This is a genomic window from Streptomyces sp. NPDC005728 (assembly GCF_040630895.1).
Lineage (GTDB): Bacteria > Actinomycetota > Actinomycetes > Streptomycetales > Streptomycetaceae > Streptomyces.
This window is the reverse complement of sequence record NZ_JBEXYL010000069.1, coordinates 11,917-31,071: the sequence shown is the minus strand read 5'-3', so window position 1 is coordinate 31,071 and position 19,155 is coordinate 11,917. Positions and strand designations below refer to the sequence as shown.

General features: G+C 70.3%; 16 protein-coding genes and 2 pseudogenes. 12 read left to right on the top strand and 6 right to left on the bottom strand.

From position 1 onward, the window contains the following. Positions 1-112: 112 nt before the first annotated feature. Positions 113-4,270, bottom strand: a complete 4,158-nt coding sequence (locus tag ABZ471_RS34120) for a bifunctional nitrate reductase/sulfite reductase flavoprotein subunit alpha (RefSeq protein WP_359071961.1) — start codon at positions 4,268-4,270, stop codon at positions 113-115. Positions 4,271-4,504: 234 nt separating this feature from the next. Further along, positions 4,505-5,248: a metallophosphoesterase gene (locus ABZ471_RS34115; RefSeq protein ID WP_359071960.1), complete on the bottom strand. Its 744-nt coding sequence runs from the start codon at positions 5,246-5,248 to the stop codon at positions 4,505-4,507. Positions 5,249-5,413: 165 nt separating this feature from the next. On the opposite strand from ABZ471_RS34115, the gene ABZ471_RS34110 reads away from it, so the two are divergent. The 6 genes from ABZ471_RS34110 (at position 5,414) to ABZ471_RS34085 (ending at position 11,044) form a co-directional block, all read left to right on the top strand. Further along, positions 5,414-6,031, top strand: coding sequence for a CGNR zinc finger domain-containing protein (locus tag ABZ471_RS34110; protein ID WP_359071958.1), 618 nt, complete (start codon positions 5,414-5,416; stop codon positions 6,029-6,031). A gap of 224 nt (positions 6,032-6,255) precedes the next feature. Next, positions 6,256-7,200 carry an MBL fold metallo-hydrolase gene (locus ABZ471_RS34105; RefSeq protein ID WP_359071957.1) on the top strand — a complete coding sequence of 315 codons (945 nt, stop codon included), beginning with the start codon at positions 6,256-6,258 and terminating at the stop codon, positions 7,198-7,200. 263 nt (positions 7,201-7,463) lie between these two features. Further along, entirely contained in the window at positions 7,464-7,763 is a 300-nt protein-coding gene (locus ABZ471_RS34100) for a hypothetical protein (RefSeq protein ID WP_359071955.1), read from the top strand. 186 nt (positions 7,764-7,949) lie between these two features. After that, positions 7,950-8,309: an HAD-IA family hydrolase gene (locus tag ABZ471_RS34095; protein ID WP_359071993.1), complete on the top strand. Its 360-nt coding sequence runs from the start codon at positions 7,950-7,952 to the stop codon at positions 8,307-8,309. A gap of 251 nt (positions 8,310-8,560) precedes the next feature. Then, on the top strand, positions 8,561-9,346 hold the full coding sequence (locus ABZ471_RS34090; RefSeq protein ID WP_359071954.1) for a GNAT family N-acetyltransferase: 786 nt from the start codon (positions 8,561-8,563) through the stop codon (positions 9,344-9,346). 318 nt (positions 9,347-9,664) lie between these two features. Then, the gene (locus ABZ471_RS34085) at positions 9,665-11,044 is read left to right on the top strand and encodes an MFS transporter (RefSeq protein ID WP_359071952.1); all 1,380 of its coding nucleotides are present in this window, start codon (positions 9,665-9,667) and stop codon (positions 11,042-11,044) included. 26 nt (positions 11,045-11,070) lie between these two features. Here ABZ471_RS34085 and ABZ471_RS34080 read toward each other — a convergent pair whose 3' ends face one another. After that, entirely contained in the window at positions 11,071-12,339 is a 1,269-nt protein-coding gene (locus tag ABZ471_RS34080) for an RNA-guided endonuclease TnpB family protein (RefSeq protein ID WP_359071950.1), read from the bottom strand. A gap of 27 nt (positions 12,340-12,366) precedes the next feature. Here ABZ471_RS34080 and tnpA point away from each other — a divergent pair. From tnpA to ABZ471_RS34065, 3 genes and pseudogenes are all read left to right on the top strand, one after another. Next, a pseudogene (gene tnpA / locus ABZ471_RS34075) lies at positions 12,367-12,788 on the top strand (IS200/IS605 family transposase). Between the two features lie 109 nt (positions 12,789-12,897). Next, positions 12,898-13,593 carry a response regulator transcription factor gene (locus ABZ471_RS34070; RefSeq protein WP_359071949.1) on the top strand — a complete coding sequence of 232 codons (696 nt, stop codon included), beginning with the start codon at positions 12,898-12,900 and terminating at the stop codon, positions 13,591-13,593. Continuing rightward, positions 13,590-14,957 carry a HAMP domain-containing sensor histidine kinase gene (locus ABZ471_RS34065; RefSeq protein ID WP_359071947.1) on the top strand — a complete coding sequence of 456 codons (1,368 nt, stop codon included), beginning with the start codon at positions 13,590-13,592 and terminating at the stop codon, positions 14,955-14,957. Before ABZ471_RS34070 ends, ABZ471_RS34065 begins: the two co-directional genes overlap by 4 nt. A gap of 4 nt (positions 14,958-14,961) precedes the next feature. On the opposite strand, the gene ABZ471_RS34060 is transcribed toward ABZ471_RS34065, so the two are convergent. Further along, positions 14,962-15,933: a TAXI family TRAP transporter solute-binding subunit gene (locus ABZ471_RS34060; RefSeq protein WP_359071946.1), complete on the bottom strand. Its 972-nt coding sequence runs from the start codon at positions 15,931-15,933 to the stop codon at positions 14,962-14,964. 121 nt (positions 15,934-16,054) lie between these two features. Here ABZ471_RS34060 and ABZ471_RS34055 point away from each other — a divergent pair, with 121 nt between their 5' ends. Then, positions 16,055-16,825 (top strand): isoprenyl transferase, encoded by a 771-nt coding sequence (locus ABZ471_RS34055; protein ID WP_359071991.1) that lies wholly within the window; start codon positions 16,055-16,057, stop codon positions 16,823-16,825. Here ABZ471_RS34055 and ABZ471_RS34050 read toward each other — a convergent pair. Both ABZ471_RS34050 and ABZ471_RS34045 read right to left on the bottom strand, forming a co-directional pair. Then, a pseudogene (locus ABZ471_RS34050) lies at positions 16,813-17,088 on the bottom strand (hypothetical protein). The gene ABZ471_RS34055 and the pseudogene ABZ471_RS34050 overlap by 13 nt on opposite strands. Before the next feature lie 209 nt (positions 17,089-17,297). Then, positions 17,298-17,474, bottom strand: a complete 177-nt coding sequence (locus tag ABZ471_RS34045) for a hypothetical protein (RefSeq protein ID WP_359071945.1) — start codon at positions 17,472-17,474, stop codon at positions 17,298-17,300. Positions 17,475-17,637: 163 nt separating this feature from the next. On the opposite strand from ABZ471_RS34045, the gene ABZ471_RS34040 reads away from it, so the two are divergent. Beyond that, positions 17,638-17,790: a hypothetical protein gene (locus ABZ471_RS34040; RefSeq protein ID WP_359071944.1), complete on the top strand. Its 153-nt coding sequence runs from the start codon at positions 17,638-17,640 to the stop codon at positions 17,788-17,790. A 56-nt stretch (positions 17,791-17,846) separates the two neighbouring features. Beyond that, positions 17,847-19,142: a phospholipase D-like domain-containing protein gene (locus tag ABZ471_RS34035; RefSeq protein ID WP_359071942.1), complete on the top strand. Its 1,296-nt coding sequence runs from the start codon at positions 17,847-17,849 to the stop codon at positions 19,140-19,142. Positions 19,143-19,155 lie beyond the last annotated feature (13 nt).

Genomic DNA, 19,155 nt, shown 5'->3' with positions numbered 1-19,155 from the left:
CAGACGTTCATAGAAAACGAATGCCCTATGTGCATTGTTGACTATATCAGTGAGTGACTACATCGGCGGGTGGCAGGGGCCCCGGGGCCGGGCGTCGAGGGTCTGAGACGGGTCAGTAGACGTCGCGTACGTAGCGTTTGTCGGCGGCGAGTTGCTTGACGTAGGCCGCAGCGTCCGTCTCGCTCAGGCCGCCGTGGACGGTGGCGACGTCCTTGAGAGCCTGGTCGACGTCCTTGGCCATGCGGGAGGCGTCACCGCAGACGTAGAAGTGGGCGCCGTCCTGGAGCCACGACCACAGCAGGGGGCCGTGCTCGCGCATCCGGTCCTGGACGTAGACCTTGGCCCGCTGGTCGCGGGAGAAGGCGGTGTCCACGCGGGTGAGGGTGCCCTCGGCGCGGAAGGCGGCCAGCTCGTCCTCGTAGTAGAAGTCGGTGGCCCGGTGCTGTTCGCCGAAGAACAGCCAGTTGGGGGCCCGGTGGCCTCGGGCCCGGCGCTCCTCCAGGAAGCCGATGAAGGGCGCGATCCCAGTGCCCGGGCCGACCATGACCATCGGGGTGGAGGGGTCGGCGGGCGACCGGAAGTGTGCGGAGCGCTGAAGGTGGACCGGGACCCCGACCCCGGGTTCGGCGTCGGCGAGGAACGGGGAGCAGACGCCGTGGCGGGCGCGGCCGTGCAGGTTCTCGTAGCGCACGACGGAGACCGTCAGCGAGACCAGGTGCGGGTCGGTGAGCGGGCTGGAGGAGATGGAGTAGAGGCGTGGCTGCAGACGGCCCAGGGTGTCGGCCCATTCCTGTGCGTCGGCCCGTACGCCGAACTCGGTGACCACGTCGACGGCCTGGCGGCCCCAGGACCACTTGGCCAGCTCGTCCTTGTTGTCCGGGCGCAGGAGTTTCCGGAGCCGGCGCGGGTCACGGGCCCGGTCGGCGACGAAGCGCAGCAGGGCGGAGGAGATACGCGTGATGTCGAGGTGACGCAGCAGGGCGTCGTCCAAGGCGATCTCACCGCTGCCGTCGACGGTCACCGCGGTGCCGGCGTCCAGACCGGTGACGGCCAGCCATTCCGCCACGAGACCTGAGGAGTTGAGCGGCCGCACTCCGAGGGCGTCGCCCGCCTCGTAGCCGAGGGGCTGCTCGCTGTCGCGGGTGTCGAGGGTGAAGCGGCGGACCTCCTTGCCCGCTCCGGGCAGGCTCAGCAGCCGGTTGCCAGTGAGGCGGGCGGTGACCGGGGCGGGGCGCCTGCTGCGCGGGGCCGGGCGGGCGGCGTCCACCGGAGCCACAGGGGACGGTCCCGGAACAGCGGGGGACGGTCCCGGAACAGCGGGGGACGGTCCCGGAACAGCTTGGAGGGCGGTGAGCACCTGGGTGAGCCAGGAGTGGGCCGCTGTCTCGTAGTCCGGCTCGCAGTCGGTGCGCGGTGCCAGCCGCACCGCTCCCAGTTCGTCCATGCGCTGGTCGAGGCGGCGGCCGTGCCCGCAGAAGTCGTCGTACGAGGAGTCGCCGAAGGCCAGAACGGCGTAGCGGCGTCCCTCCAGGCGCAGGGCCTCGGTCGTGGCCAGGTCGTCCCAGAAGCGTGCACCGTTGTCGGGCGCTTCGCCGTCGCCGAAGGTACTGGTGATCAGCAGCAGGTCGGCATCGGTGGGTAGGGCAGCGGGGTCGGCCTCGTCCATCGCGACGAGGGACGCGACATGCCCGTCCGTGGTGAGCTGCTCGGCGGTGGCGGCGGCGAACTCCTCGGCGTTGCCGGTCTGCGAGGCCCACAGGATCACGACCTGCCGGCCCGGGGTCGCCTCCGTCGCGGGCATCCCGGGGGCCGAACCGGCCCGGGAGTACATCCCGGCGAGCGTGCCGTTCACCCACAGGGCGTGCTCGGGGCTGAAGGGCGCGTCCGGCGGCAGCACGGGGACTCCGGGGACTCCCGAGGGAATCCCGGCGAGGAAGCCGACCAGGTACTGCCGTTCGCGTTCGGTGAGCACTGGCGGTGGCGTGGATTCCAGACCGAAGACCGCGACGGGCAGGACGGTCGGCTGTGTGACGGCAGGTTGTATGACGGCCGGCTGCGCGACTGGCGGCATGGCGGCCGTCGCGCCGGCGGCCGGGACCTTGACGATCACCGGAGCGGGGACCTTGGTCAGGGAGACGGCACACACCTTGAACTCGGGCTGGAAGGACAGCGGGTCCACGGCGTCGTTGGTGACCGCGTTGACGCTGAGGTACTCGCCGAACAGGTCGTTCCAGTGGAACGGCGCGAAACAGTTCCCCGGACGCACCCGGTCGGTGACGACGGCGGGGAGCACCGCCCGCCCGCGGCGGGAGGCGACCTCCACCGAGTCCCCGTCGGCGATCTGCAGACCTGCGGCGTCCTGGGGGTGGATCTCCACGAAGGGGCCCGGGTCGAGCTTGTTCAGCTTGGGCACCTTCGCGGTCTTGGTGAGGGTGTGCCACTGGTGCTGGAGGCGGCCGGTGTTCAGGACGTACGGGTAGTCGTCGTCCGGCATCTCGGCGGCGGGGATGTGCGGACGGGCGTGGAAGACGGCGCGACCGCTCGGGGTGGGGAACGTGAGCGAGCCGTCGTCGTTCACGTAGCGGATCGGGTTGCGGTCGGGTCCGTCCTCGGCCGCCGCCGGCCACTGCACGGGGGTGACGCGGAGCCGGTCGTACGACACTCCGCGCAGGTCGTAGCCGGTCCGGGGGTTCCAGCTGCGCTTGATCTCCTCGAAGATCTGCTCGGCGCTGTCGTACGAGAAGCCCTTCTCGTACCCCATGGCGCGGGCGACGGCCGCGATGAGGCGCCAGTCCGCCGTCGCCTCGCCGGGCGGGTCGGCGGCCGGCTGGGCGAGGGTGAGGTTGCGCTCGCTGTTGATGAGTACGCCCTCGGTCTCCGCCCACATCGCGCCCGGCAGGACGACGTCGGCGTACGCGTTGGTCTCGGTGTCGGCGTAGACGTCCTGCGTGACGATGAACTCGGCGGCCTCGAGCCCTTCGATGACCGTCTTGCGGTTGGCGACGGAGGCGACCGGGTTGGTGCAGATGATCCAGCACGCCTTGATCTCACCGTCGGCCATCTTCTGGAACATCTCGATGGTGCCCTTGCCGACGCCGTCCGCCCGGATCGTGCCCGGTTCCAGCTCCCACAGCTCCTCGACGAAGGCGCGGTCGGCGTCGACGAGTACGGAGCGCTGCCCGGGCAGACCGGGGCCCATGTACCCCATCTCGCGCCCGCCCATGGCGTTGGGCTGGCCGGTGAGCGAGAGCGGGCCACTGCCCGGGCGGCAGATCCTGCCCGTCGCGAGGTGCAGGTTGACCAGCGCGTTGGTGTTCCAGGTGCCGTGCGTGGACTGGTTGAGACCCATGGTCCAGCAGCTGGTCCACTCCCCCGCCTCGCCGATCAGCCGGGCCGCCTCGCGGATGTCGGCCTCGGGTATGCCCGTGATCTCCGCGACGGCTGCGGGCGGATAGTCGGCCAGCAGTTCCGGCATCGCCTCCCAGCCCTCGGTGTACGCGGCGATGAACTCGGGGTCGGTGTGACCGTTCTCGTGGAGGAGGTGGAGGAGGCCGTTCAGCAGAGCGAGGTCCGTGCCGGGCTTGATCTGCAGGAACAGGTCCGCTTTCGCGGCGGTCGCGCTGCGCCGTGGATCGACGACGATCAGCTTGGCGCCCGCCTTCACCCGGTCCATCATGCGCAGGAAGAGAATCGGGTGACAGTCCGCCATGTTCGAGCCGATGACGAAGAAGACGTCCGCCCGGTCGAGGTCCTGGTAGGAGCCGGGCGGCCCGTCCGCTCCCAGCGACAGCTTGTAGCCGGTGCCCGCGCTCGCCATGCACAGCCGTGAGTTCGACTCGATCTGGTTGGTCCGCAGGAAGCCCTTGGCCAGCTTGTTCGCCAGGTACTGCGCCTCCAGGCTCAGCTGCCCGGAGACGTAGAGCGCGACGGCGTCCGGGCCGTGCTCGTCCACGATGGCGCGCAGTCGGCGGGCTGTCGTGGCGACCGCCGTGTCCACAGCGGCCGGTTCCGGTCCCTCCCCCCGTGCGGGCCGGACGAGGGCCGTGGCCAGCCGGCCAGGAGCGGCGAGCATGTCCGCGGTGGTCGCGCCCTTCGTGCACAACCGGCCGAAGTTCGCGGGGTGCGCCTTGTCACCGGACGCCTTCAGCACCACACGGCGGCCGTCCGGCCCGTGACCGATGTCGAGGACCATGCCACAGCCCACACCGCAGTACGAGCACACCGTACGCACCTTCGCACCGCTGTCGGCCCGCGGGACCAACGCTCCCACCGACGCCCCCTTCTCCTTCGCCTGCTACGACCCTCCGTGACCGTACGAACGGATCATTACGCGGGCGTCTCCATGGCCGATCATCAGGGGTTACGCCCCTCGCACAGGGACGGGTCCGCCGGTGTGAGCGAGCGCGGTCGTCCCGGGTGACCCCGCCTGTCCAGCGGGCCGGCTCGCAGGTGAGCTGCTTGATCCGGCGCGAACGGGCGACGACGTCGCCGAGTCGAGCGGGGATCAGAGGACGACGCGGTAGTGGGTGGTCAGGCGCCGGTCGTCGCCCAGGACGTGGAAGGCGAGGCCGGGCGGCTGGTCGCGGTCCGCCGGATGGTCGCCTTCCCAGGGCATGCGCAGGGTCCAGGTGACGGCCGGTCCGACGATCAGGGGACGGGAGGCGAAGGTCGAGGCGGCTGCGGTGTGGGCGTGTCCGGTCAGGACGGCGACAACCTGCGGGTGTACGTCCAGCAGCGCGGCCAGCTGTTCGGGCTGTTTGAGCATTCCGGAGTCGGGCAGCGGGTGGTGAAGCGGGACCGGCGGCTGGTGGAAGGCGATCAGTGCCGGGGTGTCCTGCTGCAGTCCGGCGAGCTGGGTGTCGATCCAGTCGAGCGTCCGGGCGTCGAGGCGCCCCTCGTCGCGGCCGGGGATGGTGGAGTCGCACATCAGGATGGCGACCCCGGCTATGTGGTGGATCCGGTTGATGGGGCCATGGTCGGGTGCCTCGTCGAGCAGGGCCTTGCGATAGACCGGACGCACGTCGTGGTTGCCGGGGCAGGTGAGTACCGGGAAGGAAGCCGTCAGGATGCGGGCCGCTTCTTCGTACTCGGCTTCCTCGCCGTGATCGGCGATGTCCCCGGTGACCAGAACGGCATCCACCGGGTGGGGCAGGGACCGTAGGTAGTCCATGACGCGGCCGGCGCGTCGGGTGGCCCTTTCGCTGCCGTCGAGGTGCAGGTCGCTGATCTGGGCCAGCAGAACCGTCATTCTCAGTCCCCTCCCACGGCGGCTCCGGCCGCCGGTGCGCTCCGGGGCGTGGTGCGTCACCGCACCCCGGCTTCTAACGGAAGTTTTCATTTTACCGTTAGAGACCCTAGGCTGTCCGTGGGAATGTGATCAAGTGGTCGGCGACAGGGAGGGAAGGGGACGCCGATGGAGCGCTGGCTGGCGCTGGAACTGGCGAGCACGATCCGCCACGACGGAGACGGCGGCGTCACCGACGACCTCGCCACGACACTCGCAACGACCCGCTGGATCCACACGCAGGCCGACCTGCTGGCGGGCCATCTCTCGGCAGGAGAAATCGCAGCCGACGAGAACCTCAGGATCGAGATCATCGAACTACGGCGGGCAGTCCGGGCGCTGTTCGCCCGGGCGGTCGGTCCCGCTCCCGCCAGCTCGGCGGACGCCCATCGACTGATGCCGGCTGCCCAGGCACTGACCGGCCTCAACACGGCTGCCGCTCGTGAAACGGTCGTCCCGCAGATGGACTGGCCACCGGAAGGCGCCCCCACGGCCCGTCTGCTGTCGGCGGAGAACGATCCGAAGGTGCGACTCGTGGCGGCCCTGGCCCGTGCCGCCATCGACTTCCTCAGCGGCCCGCAGCGCGAGCAGTTGCGCGCCTGTACCGCGCCCCGCTGCGTGCGCTACTTCGTCAAGAGCCACGGGCGGCAGGAATGGTGCAAGCCGTCATGCGGAAACCGTGCCCGAGCAGCTCGCCACTACCGGCGTCAGCGCACGGCGACCGATGACGGTTCTCCTCAGCCCTGACCGCCCTCCTCGACCTGCTGGACGACGCCGGCCCGCATCCGGCCCTGGCTTCTGGTGGCGGGAGTGCGCGCGCATCGCCGGCTCGTGGGCTACCGTCCGGCCGGTCATCACTGCAATGATCCCGATGGCGTTCGACGAGCCCGCCGGGCGCGGCAGCGCCGTGGACTTTTGAGCGATCCCCCGTCACTTCGAGAGATCCGCCGTCGTCACGACAGGAGTGCGCAGTGAGCAGTGTCCACCATGACGTCACCCTCCTTCCTCCGCCCCGGGTGGAGGAGGTCAGCGAGGGCGTCTTCGCCTACATACAGCCCGACGGCAGCTGGTGGATCAACAACACCGGCTTCCTCGTGGGGCGGCGCGGGGTGATCAGTGTGGACGCGTGCTCGACGGTGCGGCGGACGCAGGCGTATCTCGACGCCATCGCCACCGTCACGCCCCAGCCGGTACGGACGCTGATCAACACCCATCACCACGGTGACCACACCTTCGGGAATCACCTCTTCGGTGGCGCCACCATCGTCGGACACGAGGCCACCCGGTCGAGCATCATCCAGTGGGGCGGGCCGGGAGCGGCGGCGGCGTTCTGGACCGAGGTCGAGTGGGGCGACGTCACGCTCGAACCGCCGTTCCTCACCTACACCGACGGAGTCACCGTATGGGCCGACGACCTGCGCGCCGACGTGCGCCACGTCGGTACGGCCGCCCACACGACGAACGACTCCATCGTCTGGCTGCCCGATCGTCAGGTCCTCTTCAGCGGTGACCTGCTGTTCAACGGCGGTACCCCCTTTCTCCTCCAGGGATCCGTAGCCGGTGCCATCCAGGTCCTCGAGGACGTGATCAAGCCTTTGGGGGCGACGACCATCGTTCCCGGGCACGGCGCCGTAGCCGGCCCCGAACTCATCGACGACGTGCTCGGATACCTGCGGTTCGTCCAGGCCACCGCCCGAGCGGGCAGCGATGCCGGTCTCACGCCTCTGGAGACCGCCCGCGAAACGGACCTGGGCGCATATGCCGAGCTGCTCGACTCCGAACGCATCGTCGGCAACCTCCACCGGGCCTACGCGGAACTGGAGGGCGGCCCACTCGGCCGGGGCATCGACGCCGCGGCCGCCCTCGGCGACATGGTCACCTACAACGGCGGCCGACCGCTCACCTGCCTCGCCTGAACCAAGCCCGGACGGATCGGACGTCAGCGCACCCTGCTCACTGACGCGGCAACTCCGGCGCGGGCAGCGCCTCTCCAGGCGGATCCCCGAGACCGAGCGGCTCAACGGTGCACGGCACTTCGAGCCGGAGAAGCCGATCGCCTACTGCGTGAACACTGCGCGCAGCCGCATGGTCGACACCGATACGCCGTCGACGAGCGGGGACGGCCCGTGCGGGCCGCGATCGTGGCGATGGGCACGCACGCCGCACCGGTCCTGGAGGAGTGGCCGGGCACTCCGCTCCGGGCCTGCGGTCTGGAATCGTCGGGCACATTCCCCTTCGCGGGGTCTCCGACACGGACGCCAGCACCTCGTTCACCGACATACAGCGGCGCCACCACTCGCCGGAACTGCTCGACCATGACGGCCTCGGCGCGCTCACCGGACTCACCGCCGGCACGCCTGCCGTCACAGACACCCATGACGTCTTCGCCGCCGCGCTCGGAATCGGTGGCACGCCGCCCGCGCGGGTACGGGTGCCAGCCGCGATCTCCACGGTGTACGGCAGCAGTCGGGCGAGTTGACCGGCAGGCCGAGATATCCGGCCAGTTGCGCACCGCCTTCCGGCTGCCCTAAGTCGTCGCCCTCCAGCAAGGCCGGGACCTCTCCTCCGCACGGCACCGCCGCGCGATGCGGGGATGGTGGGAGCGAGTTGACTTCCTGCGCGGCCCGGAGGAGGCGGCCTACCGCGAACTCACCGCCCCTGACGCCTGGGTCCCTATCCGGACACCGAACCCGTACTGCGCGCCCTGCGCGAACGCGGCCTGCGCGTCGCCATCGTCAGCGACTGCGCCTGGGACCTGCGCACCCACCTCGCCCGCCACGGGCTGGACGCCTTGATCGACACCTGTGTCATCTCCTATGAGCAGGGCCGCGAGAAGCCCGACCCCCAGCTGTTCCCGAAAGCCTGCGCCGACCTCGGCACCGACCCCCGCGCCACCCTCATGGTCGGCGACAACCCGGTCCGCAACGGCGCCGCCGCCTGCGGCCTGCGCACCTTCATCCGGCCGGCGGAAACACGCACGGGTGAGCGCGGCCCGGCGGACGTGCTGCGGATGGTGTCCGGTTGACGGCGGCCCCGGCGCGGCCGCAAAACCGATTGCCGCGCCCATGCGGCGTGTGACAGAGTTCCTGGAGTTGATCTCCACACACCTCTGCACGACGAAGGACTGAAGCCTTTGATCACGGCGTCCCCCAGCGGCCGCCGTCGGCACTGAAGCAGTCTGCCCCTTCGGCAGCGAGCACCGTGCCCTCGCGTCTCCTCACGGCGGCCCCACGTTCATCCCCCTTTTTCCCGGCTGTTGCCGGTCCCGCAGCTCTCGTGCCTGCCATCCGACGTGAGGTCATCATCATCGTGCACACCGACGTCCAGAGTTTCGCCGTCGCCAACCTGCTGCGCCGTCCGGCGCCGGTCGAAGTCGGCGGCTTCGTCGTGGGGATCGATCCCACGACGACCAGCCCGTACGTCAACTACGCAACCCCGGTCCCCGGCGCCGAGCCGACCGACCGGGACGTCAGCTCCCTGATCGCGGCATTCCGCGAGCGCGGCCTCAAGCCTCGGCTGGAGTTCGCCCCCGATGCCGCGCCCGCCGTGGAACCGGCCCTGAGCCGGGCGGGGTTCACGACGGAGGCGGTCCATGAGTACATGGTCTGCACCCCCGCCACCCTGGCACTCCCGGCGGCCGTGACGTTCCGCGTGGAGGTCCCGGACAGCGACGAGGACTACACGGCGATCGACACCGCCTTGTCCGAGGCGTTCGGCGGTGAGTTCCCGCCCTCTCCGGAGGGTGCGGCCCGGATGCGGCGCACCCAGCAGAACGGCGGAGCCGTCCGGTTCGTCCGCGGTGCGGAAGGCGACTGCGCCGGTGCGGCGCTCTGCTCGGCGCCTGCCGCGGGGACGGCAGAAGTGGCGGGCGTGGGCACCCGGCCCGCATACCGCGGCCGGGGCATCGCGGCCGCGATCACGGCCGCCCTCGCCGAGACCACCTTCGCCGCCGGGGCATCGTCCGTCTGGCTCGAGTACGGCGGCGAGGGATCACGCCGCGTGTACGAGCGGGTCGGCTTCCGGCCGCGAGGTACTCGCCTGTACCTGACGCTCGAAGGGTGACGCGCACCCGACGGGGGCCGAGCCGTGCTCAGCCCCCGCCGGGCAGCGGGTTCTCCTCGCCGAACAGGGGGCCGGTGTTCCGCCGCGGCCGACTCGGTCGCAGGGGCGGCACCGTGACGGTGGCGCGGGGCCGATCGCCCTCGACTGCCGGCGCCCCGATTCCCGCCTCGTCGAGCGGTGGCTTTCTTAGCGGGATGTTAGATCTGGGCGAGCGGTCTTGTCCGGGTGCGGCGGGCGGCCCCATGCTCGGGCGCACTCAGGTTCCGGGGGCACTCACCCGCTCCCCGATCCCACCGGATTTCCCCACCTGGAGCCGCCATGTCCACCTCTGCCGCCGTGCCCGGAAAGCCGCCAGCGGTCTCTTCCGGCAGTCGCCGTCTCGCCCTTGTCGGCGGGTCCCTGGGCAACCTCGTCGAGTGGTACGACTGGTTCGTCTACGCGAGTTTCGCCATCTATTTCGCCGACTCGTTCTTCCCCGGCGACAACCCGACCACCAAACTGCTGAACACGGCCGGCATCTTCGCGGTCGGGTTCCTGATGCGCCCGGTCGGCGGATGGATCCTCGGGCGGGCCGCGGACCGGCACGGACGCAAGAGCGCGCTCACCCTGACCGTCACGATGATGTCGGTGGCCGCTCTGCTCATCGCCCTCGCGCCCACCTACGGCCAGGTCGGCTACTTCGGCGCCCTGGTGCTGCTCCTGGCCCGGCTGCTGCAGGGTCTGAGCATCGGCGGCGAGTACGCGGCCAGCGCCACGTACCTGACCGAGGCGTCCGCCCGCAACCGGCGGGGGCTCGGCTCCTCGTTCCAGTACGTGTCGATGACGTGCGGGCAGCTTCTGGGTCTCGGCATCCTGATCACGCTGCAGCACACCCTGACCACGGACCAGTTGGAGAGCTGGGGCTGGCGGATCCCGTTCGCGCTCGGTGCGGTGTTCGCCCTGGTGGTGTTCTGGCTGCGGCGCCGGCTGACGGAGACGGAGGCGTTCACCGAGGAGTCCGGAGCGGACGACCGTGAGGACAGCGCGCGCGGCACGATCAAGGCACTGTGGCAGCACCGCCGCGAGGCCGGTCTCGTCATGGCGCTCACCCTGGGCGGGACCGTGGCCTACTACACGTACACCACGTACCTCACCAAGTACCTGATCGGCAGCGCCGGCATGGCCAAGTCCACGGCCACCCTGGTGAGTTTCACCGCGCTGACCGTCTTCGCGCTGCTCCAGCCCTTCGCCGGGCTGCTCTCCGACCGGATCGGCCGCCGGCCGCTGCTGATCACGTTCGCGGTCGGCTGCACGGTGGGCACGTACCCCATCATGACCGCCCTCGGCTCGGCGTCCTCCTACTGGTCCGCGCTGGGGCTGTCGCTGCTGGCCCTCGTCATCGTCACCGGCTACACCTCGATCAACGCGGCCGTGAAGGCGGAACTGTTCCCCACCCGGGTCCGCGCCCTCGGTGTGGCCCTGCCGTACGCCGTCGCCAACGCGCTGTTCGGCGGCACCGCGGAGTACGTGGCCCTGTGGTTCAAGGACAGCGGTCACGAGAAGATGTTCTTCTGGTACGTGTCGGGGTGCGCGCTCGTCTCCCTGGTCACCTACGTGCTGATGCCGGACACCCGCAACGCGGCGCTCAGCCGCGCCGAGGCGGAGGAGGCAGGCTCCGCTGCGGGAGCCGCGGACGCCTCGGCCGAAGCCGTCCGGTGACGCGGTGGTGACCCGGGCCGTGCCGCTTACTTGACGTGCTCCCTGGCCCAAGGTCCAGGGATTCCGGCCTGGGTCGTCTGACCCTTCTGGGGGCTTCCTGCTTCGACGCGCTGTGCCGGGACTCTCGTCCTGGTCTTACCGACGCTCCACGAGGCGTTTAGCGTCTCCGCCCGCCCGGCGGCGACGATACGGCGTCCTTCGAAGAGGACGTTGCGGGCTGCGTTGTGGTCGCGGTCGTGCACGGTGCCGCACTCGCCGCACGTCCACTCCCGGACGTGCAGGGGCTTGGGGCCGTCGCGGAATCCGCAGGCCGAGCAGACCTGCGAGGAGGGGAAGGCCCGGTCCACCTTGGTGAAGGTGCGGCCGTGCCTGACCGCCTTGTACTCCAGCATGCCGACGAACGCGGACCATCCCGCGTCGTGCACGGATTTGGCGAGTCGGGTGCGCCCCAGACCGGACACCGCGAGGTCTTCCACAAACACCGCTTGGTTGTCGCGAATGATCTGTGTGTATGCCTTGTGGTGCCAGTCCCGGCGCCGGTCCGCCACCTTGGCGTGCTGACGTGCGACCTTGATGCGGGCCTTGGCCCGGTTCTTCGATCCCTTGGCCTTGCGGGACAGCTCCCGCTGAAGGCGTTTGAGCTTCTTCTCGGCCCGGCGCAGGAAGCGCGGGCTGTCGATCTTGCTGCCGTCGGACAGGACCGCGAAGGCGGACAAGCCGAGGTCGATACCGGACTCCGCCTCCACCTCGGGGAGGGTGTCCGGCTCGGCGTCCACGACGAAGCTGAGGAAGTACCGCCCGGAGCTGTCTTTGGTGACGGTCAGGGACGTGGGCGCGGCCGGTAGCCGGCGGGACCACTTGACCTTGAGGTTGCCGACCTTGGCCATATAAACCGTGTCGTTGTCCTGGAGGGAGAAGGCGTTGGTGTTGAGGCGGATCGACTGCCGGGTGTCTTTCTTCGATTTGTAGCGGGGCGGGCCGACCTTGCGGCCCTGCCGCTTACCCTTGACCGAGTCGAAAAAGTTTTTGTAGGCGGTGTCGAGGTCCCGCAGGGACTGTTGCAGGACGACCGCCGACACGTCGGCGAGCCAGGCCCGTTCCTCGGTGAGTTTGGCCTGAGTGATGCGAAGCCGCGACAGCGCCGCCGACTTCACGTACGGCAGCCCTGCCGCGTGCGCTTCCTTGCGGTCGCGCAGGCAGTCGTTCCACACCACGCGGGCACACCCGAACGCACTCGCCAGCGCACGACGCTGGATGCCATCCGGGTAAGCCCGGTAGTTGTAACGGAGCTGCACAACCAAGATCTTACTGCGATTGGTCTCATGGATAGAGAGAACGACTACAGGCGTGGCAGACAGACACGTCGTTTCGGTGATGCATGTGCATTTGCTCTTCGTGACGAAGTACCGGCGCGGGATGTTTAACGACGAGATGCTGACAGACTGCGAAGAGATCATGCGCAAAGGTGTGCGAGGACTTCGAGGCGGAGCTGATGGAGTTCAACGGCGAACGCGATCACGTCCACCTCCTGATCAACTACTCGCCCAAGGTCACCGTCTCCAAGCTGGTCAACAGCCTCAAGGGCGTCTCCGCCCGCCGGATACGTCAGGAGTTCACTGGCCGGATCAACCGCGCCATCATGCACGGGCACCTGTGGCCGCCCTCGTATTTCTCCGCATCGTGCGGCGGAGCACCGTTGGCGATCGTCCGCCCATACATCGAGCAGCAAAAACGTCCGCTCTAAGGTACAGGTCAGAGCAGTCCTGAGATGCATTCCCCCCGTGAACACCTGAGGTTTTCTGCAAGAGTCCCGGTAGGCTGCCGCCCATCTCACCACGGCACGAGGACTTTTCATGCACGCGCTGCTCGTCGAGGACGACGACCGAATGGCCCAGGCCCTGACCACGGCTCTCGCCCAGCGCGGGCACACCGTGCGCCGGGCCGGCCGGGCCCTGGACGCCCTGCGCCACGTCCACGCGGCCGAGTTCGTGCTGCTGGACCTCGGCCTGCCGGACCTGGACGGGCTGGAGCTGCTGCGGCGGCTGCGCACGGTGTGCGACGCACCGCTGATCGTCGTGACGGCCCGCTGCGAGGAGCGCGACATCGTGCAGGGGCTGCGGGCCGGAGCCGACGACTACGTGGTCAAGCCGTTCCGGATGAACGAGCTGATGGCCCGGATCGACACCGTGCGCCGCCGTACCGGGGCAGCGGCACCGCGCGGCACGGACGGCGGCGGTCAGACCGTGCGCACCGGCGATGTGGAGATCGACATCGCGGGGCGTACGGTCACGGTGGCCGGTGCGGACGTACGGCTCACCCGGCGCGAGTTCGACGTCCTCGCCTTCCTCGCGGCCCGGCCGGACGAGGTGCACTCCCGCGAGGAGATCCTGGACCGCATCTGGGGCGACGCCTTCCTCGCCGCGTCCCGGTCCCTGGACGTGCACGTGGCGGGCATCCGCGCGAAGACGGGCCGCGCGGAACTGGTGCGTACGGTACGGGGCTTCGGGTATCAGCTCGGAACCGACAGCCGGGACGGCCGCCGCCGATGAGGCGCAGGCTGCTGGCTGTGCTGATGGTGCTGATGGGGGCCGCGACCCTGCTGTTGTCGGTGCCGCTGGCCGGCTCGTACGCGAGCGGGCGGACGGAGCATCTGCTGCTCCAGCGGCGCGCCGACTCCGTGCGGTTCGCCGATCTCGCCGACCGGGTGCGGACCACCGCGGACCGCACCGAGCTGTCCACCGAGATCCGCCGGTACGCCGAGTTGTACGGCGCCTCGGTGACCGTGGTGGACTCCGCGGGGCGGAACCTGGCGCAGGCGGGAGCGGGCATTCCCACCCCGTCCGCGGACGACGTGCTGGGCCGGGCGCTGACCGGGCGGTCCACCGAGCGGCTGCCGACCGTCCGGCCCTGGGGCCCTGACCGGGTGGTGCTGGCCGAACCGGTCGGCCGGGACGAGCGGGTCAGCGGGGCCGTCCTGCTGGCCGTTCCCACCACCGCGGCCCGGCGGGACGTGACCGTGCGCTGGGTGCTCATCGCCTGCGCGGCGCTCACCGCCTTCGCGGCCGCGGCCCTGGTCGCAGCCGGCATCACCCGCTGGCTGATGCGCCCGGTCCGTGATCTCGACCGGGCCGTCGCCGGACTGGCCTCCGGCAGCCTGGAGACGCGGGCCGTTTCCGACACCGGTCCGCCCGAACTGCGCAGTCTGCGGCTGCACTTCAACGGCATGGCCGAGGCGGTCGCCGACTCGCTCGGCCGACAGCGCGCGTTCGTCGCCGACGCCTCGCACCAGCTGCGCAACCCGCTGGCCACCCTGGTGCTGCAGTTGGAGAACGTCGAGCCGCATCTCGCGCCCGGACCCGGCCGGAAGGAGCACGCGCGGGCCCTGGACGAGGCCGAGCGTCTGGAGGAACTGCTCGACGGCCTGCTCGCGTTGGCGCGCGTGGAGTCGGGGACGGCGGAGCGGACCGAGCAGGACGTGTCGTGTGCGGTGCGTGCGCGGGTGACCGCCTGGGAGCCGGTGTTCGAGGCCTCCGGGCTGACGCTGAGCGCCGCTGCCGTGGCGGAGGGGCTGCGGGCACGGGCCGTGCCGGACGCCGTCGGTCGGATCCTCGACGCCGTCCTCGACAACGCGGTCAAGTTCGTCCCGTCCGGCGGCCGCGTCGCCGTGGCGGCCGCGCTCGCGGACGATGCGGTCGTGGTGCAGGTCAGCGACGACGGCCCGGGCGTGCCGGACGATCAGCTCTCGATGCTCACACGGCGTTTCGCCCGGGCACCCGAGCACCAGAACGTGCCGGGCAGCGGCCTGGGCCTGGCCATCGCCGACGAGATCGCCCGGCTCAGCGGGGGCCGGCTCGGCACGGCCGGCAACGATCCGCACGGCCTGGTCGTGGAACTGCGGCTGCCGTCCGGCTGACAGGTCAGCCGTAGACCGACCGGTAGTAGGCCACGGCGCCCGGGTGCAGGGGTACGTCACCCGTGGCGACGGCGAACCTGGGTTCCAGGCGGGCGCCCGCCGTGACCTCCCTGAGCAGCACGCGCCACCGGTCGAACACCACCCGCAGCACGTCGCGTACCGCCTGCTGCGGTACTCGGGAGCGGGCCAGCAGATAGTTGCCCACGCCGATCGTGCCGACCGGCTCGGTGAGCCCGTACACGCCGGCCGGGAGGGTGACCGCCGTGTAGACGGGGCCGTACGTGGCGCGCAGGGCGGCGGCCTGTTCCTCCAACGGCAGGAAGCGCAACGGCATGCGGCGGGCCAGCGCCGACAGGGCGGGGGTCGGCACTCCCCCGGCCCAGATCAGTGCGTCCACCGATCCCGTGCGCAGGGCCTCCAGCGAGTCGGCGAGCCCCAGCTGCCGCTGCCGTACCGACCGCTTCCCGGTCAGCCCCGCCACCCGCAGCAGCCGCCCCGCCAGCACCTGCCCGCCGGAGCCGGTCGCGCCCGTGGCGACCCACCGTCCCGCGAGATCCGGTACGGCCCGTACGGGCCCGTGCGCCGGTACGACCAGGTGTGTGTAGTTGACGTAGACGCGGGCGAGGGCTGTCACGGCGGCCGGGTGGGCGAACGGCGCCCGCCCCCGGACGGCGTCCTCGGCGGCGTCCGCCATGGCCAGGCCCAGATCCACCGAACCGCTCCCCAGTCTGCGCAGGTTGTCCACGCTCGCCGAGGTGCTGAGCGCGGTGATGTGCAGCCGGGGTACGGCTTGTGCGGCCTCAGTGGCCAGCGCCTCGCCGAAGGCGTTGTACGGCCCGCCGGGCGCTCCGGTGGCCAGCCGGAGCCGCCGTCCTGGTCCGTCGTCATCCGAACAGCCGGTGAGGGCCAGTGCCGGGGCGCCGAGGACCGCGGCCCGCAGCAGCAGGCCTCGGCGGCTCATCGGTCGACCGGTCACGTCCGCAGCGTAGCGGCCCGGCGTTCACCGGGTGCTTCACTCCCGCGTGGCTCGTGCGCAGCGCATGGCACTATCCTTGCGCCCTCAAACAGCGGGTAGGAGAAGGGATATCGGCGTGGCAATGAAGGCCTTGCGTTCGGCGTTGGAAGCGATCTACGTACGGCGCCTGAACCGCAAGCTGGAGGGCCTGCCCCGGCCGCGGCACGTGGCGATCATGCTGGACGGGAACCGGCGCTGGGCCCGGGGGGCGGGACATCAGGACGTCCGCGAGGGCTATCGCGTCGGCGGTGCCAAGGTCACGGACTTCCTGCACTGGTGCAGTGAGGCCGGCATCAAGCACGTCACGCTGTGGATGCTGTCCGACGACAACCTCCACCGGCCGGCTGACGAACTCGGCCCCCTGCTCGACATAATCGAGGAGACCGTCCGGCGCATCTGCGCTCCGGAGGAGCCGTGGGAGATCGAGATCATCGGCGCCCTCGACCTGCTGCCCGGGAACACCGCCCGCGTCCTCAAGGAGGCCGCCGCCCTGACGGACGGCCGCGGCGGACTCAAGGTCGACGTCGCCGTCGGCTACGGCGGCCGCCGGGAGATCGTGGACGCCGTCAGGGCCGCCTTCGACAAGCACATCGGCGCCGGCGGCGACCCGACGGAGCTGGCTGCGGAGTTCGATCTGGAGCACATCACCGACAACCTGTACTCGCCGGGCGGACACGACACGGACTTCATCATCCGTACCTCCGGCGAACAGCGGCTGTCCGGGTTCCTGTTGTGGCAGTCCGCCTACGCCGAGGTGCACTTCGTCGACGTCCTGTGGCCCGCGTTCCGCCAGATCGACCTGCTGCGGGCCCTGCGCTCGTACGCCGCCCGGGAGCGCCGCTACGGCCGCTGAAGGGCCCGGTAGAGGTCGCGCAGCAGTGCGATCTCGGCTCCGTGGTGCAGGAGTTCCTGGTTGACCCACCAGACGATGTCGAGGAACGGTTCCTGCGGGTCGCCGGGCGAGGGTCGTGAGCGGCCAGGCGTTCGGGTGGGGGCGGTGTCCCTTCCTCACGGGCCGCTGCCCGCCAGGATGGCGGCGCGCTCCCCCGGCCCGTCCTCGCGCCGCCGCACCGACCAGCAGCCCGGCGCCGGTTCCCACCGGTACTCCGCGTCCATCAGCGGATCGGCCGGACGGCCCAGCAGACGCTCGTGGGCGAAGTCGAACTGCTCGAGCAGCGGGAGCAGGCAGTGCGCTGTCGTCACGGCTCGCTGTCGGACCGAGAGCGTCTCCCTGATGGACAGTCAGTCCTTATCCACCCGGGAAGGCACTCCCACCGCCGCTCTGCCCAGGGCGGTGGCCGCGGGGCGCTGCTGTGCTGGGCGGATCACCGAACGGCGATCACGTTCGTGGCCTTCTCGCCGATGACATCGAAGAGGACCCGCTGGCCCTCGCGGGTGGTCTGTGTCTCCATGCCGGAGAACGGGCGTCGTTCCCCGTCCTCGTCGGCGATGACGCCCACACCGTCCACCTTGTTGTACACGGCGATCGTTCCGAGAGGCATCGTCTTTCCTCCGTGGGTCGGTCCTGAAGCTAATGATCTCCGCCGGTGAGCAGAGCATCACCCGCCGTGTCCGATGAAGGAAGGGCGCATCGGCGCGTCGGCCATGGTTTGACCGGATGTCACTGACCCTGCACCGCACGGCAGACGGCGACATCCCGCGCGCGTGACGCACCTTGCCCTCGAGAATCCGGACACCGCCGGGGCGGCGTGGGAGTTCGGCGAAACGGTAGATGATCTCCTTGTCGCCGAGGAAGCTGGCCGGCCAGCTCGCCCGGACCTGCAGGAGGTCGGTCTGCCGGACGTGCACGACGTGTGATCCGTCGCGTCCGGCGTCCCGCCCAGGTCGGACACTCCGTCCTGGGCGGGCAGGAGGTGCGACATCCCGCTGAGGATCCCGGCCGGAGGGACCAGGAGGGCCACCGCTCGCCGGGGACAGTCCGGCATGCGCCGGGCCGTGCGGCCCAGCAGGGATGTCGCATCCGCGCATCCGAGGCCGCCGCCGCCGTGGCCGAGGGCCCGGTCTTCAACAAGCCGACCGGCACCGTGGCCGAGCAGCAGGCGATCCGCAACCAGCTGCTGACTTACGTCAACACGGCCGCGCCGGGGTCGGACATCAAGGTGGCGATGTACCACCTGTGGGACGAGGAGGTCGCCCAGGCCCTCGCCGACGCGCACACGGCCCGCGGGGTCGACGTCCAGGTGATGCTGGACAACACGAGCTCGACCTCGGCCACGGACACCTCGTACGGCATCCTCACGAACGCCCTGGGCACCGACCGGTCGCAGGCGTCCTTCGTCGGCACCTACCCGGCGAAGCAGTCCTGCCTGGGGGACCCCGACGTCCTGTCCAGCAACGGTTTGAACCACAACAAGTCCTGGCTGTTCTCCCAGGTCGACGGCGCCTCCGACCTCGTGGTGCAGAGCTCCTCGAACATGTCCCCCTCGACGTACAGCCGCATGTGGAACAACGCGTTCGTGCTGCCGTTCAACGTGCCGATGTACACGGCGTACGCGAACTACTTCGGCAAGCTGAAGGCGATGGACTGGCAGAACTGGTCCTACAGCACGACCACGTCGAGCCCGTTCAAGGTGTACTTCTTCCCCTACCCGGGTTCGGGCAACACCCAGGACAGCATCTGGAACGTCCTCGACAACGTGACCTGCCAGTACACTTCGGGCGGCGTCAGCAAGCAGACCAAGGTCCGGGTCGCCGTGCTCAAGCTCACCCGGCAGGGGGTCGCCGACAAACTGACGGCTCTTCAGAAGGCCGGCTGCTCCGTCGACGTCGTGTACGCCGAGACGGACAGCGCCGCGAGCACCGGTACGCCGGGCACCTGGGAGGCGCTGCACGCTGCCGGCGGTCCCGCCGTGCGCTGCTACAACTGGGACGAGGACAGCGACCCCGGCACCACCAACTCGGTCATCCACTCCAAGTACCTGCTGATCGACGGCATGTACGACGGAGCGGTCAACAAGGTGCTGTGGACCGGCAGCCACAACTACTCCGGCCCCTCGCTCCGGGAGAACGACGAGGCACTGCTCAAGGTGGACAACTCGGCGTACCACGACGCCTATGTCGCCAACTTCAACGCGGTGAAGGCCGCCGCGGTCCCGGGCACGGCCGACACCACCGACGCCTGCAAGGGGGTCACCAAGACGGCGGACTGAGCACCCTGCGTTG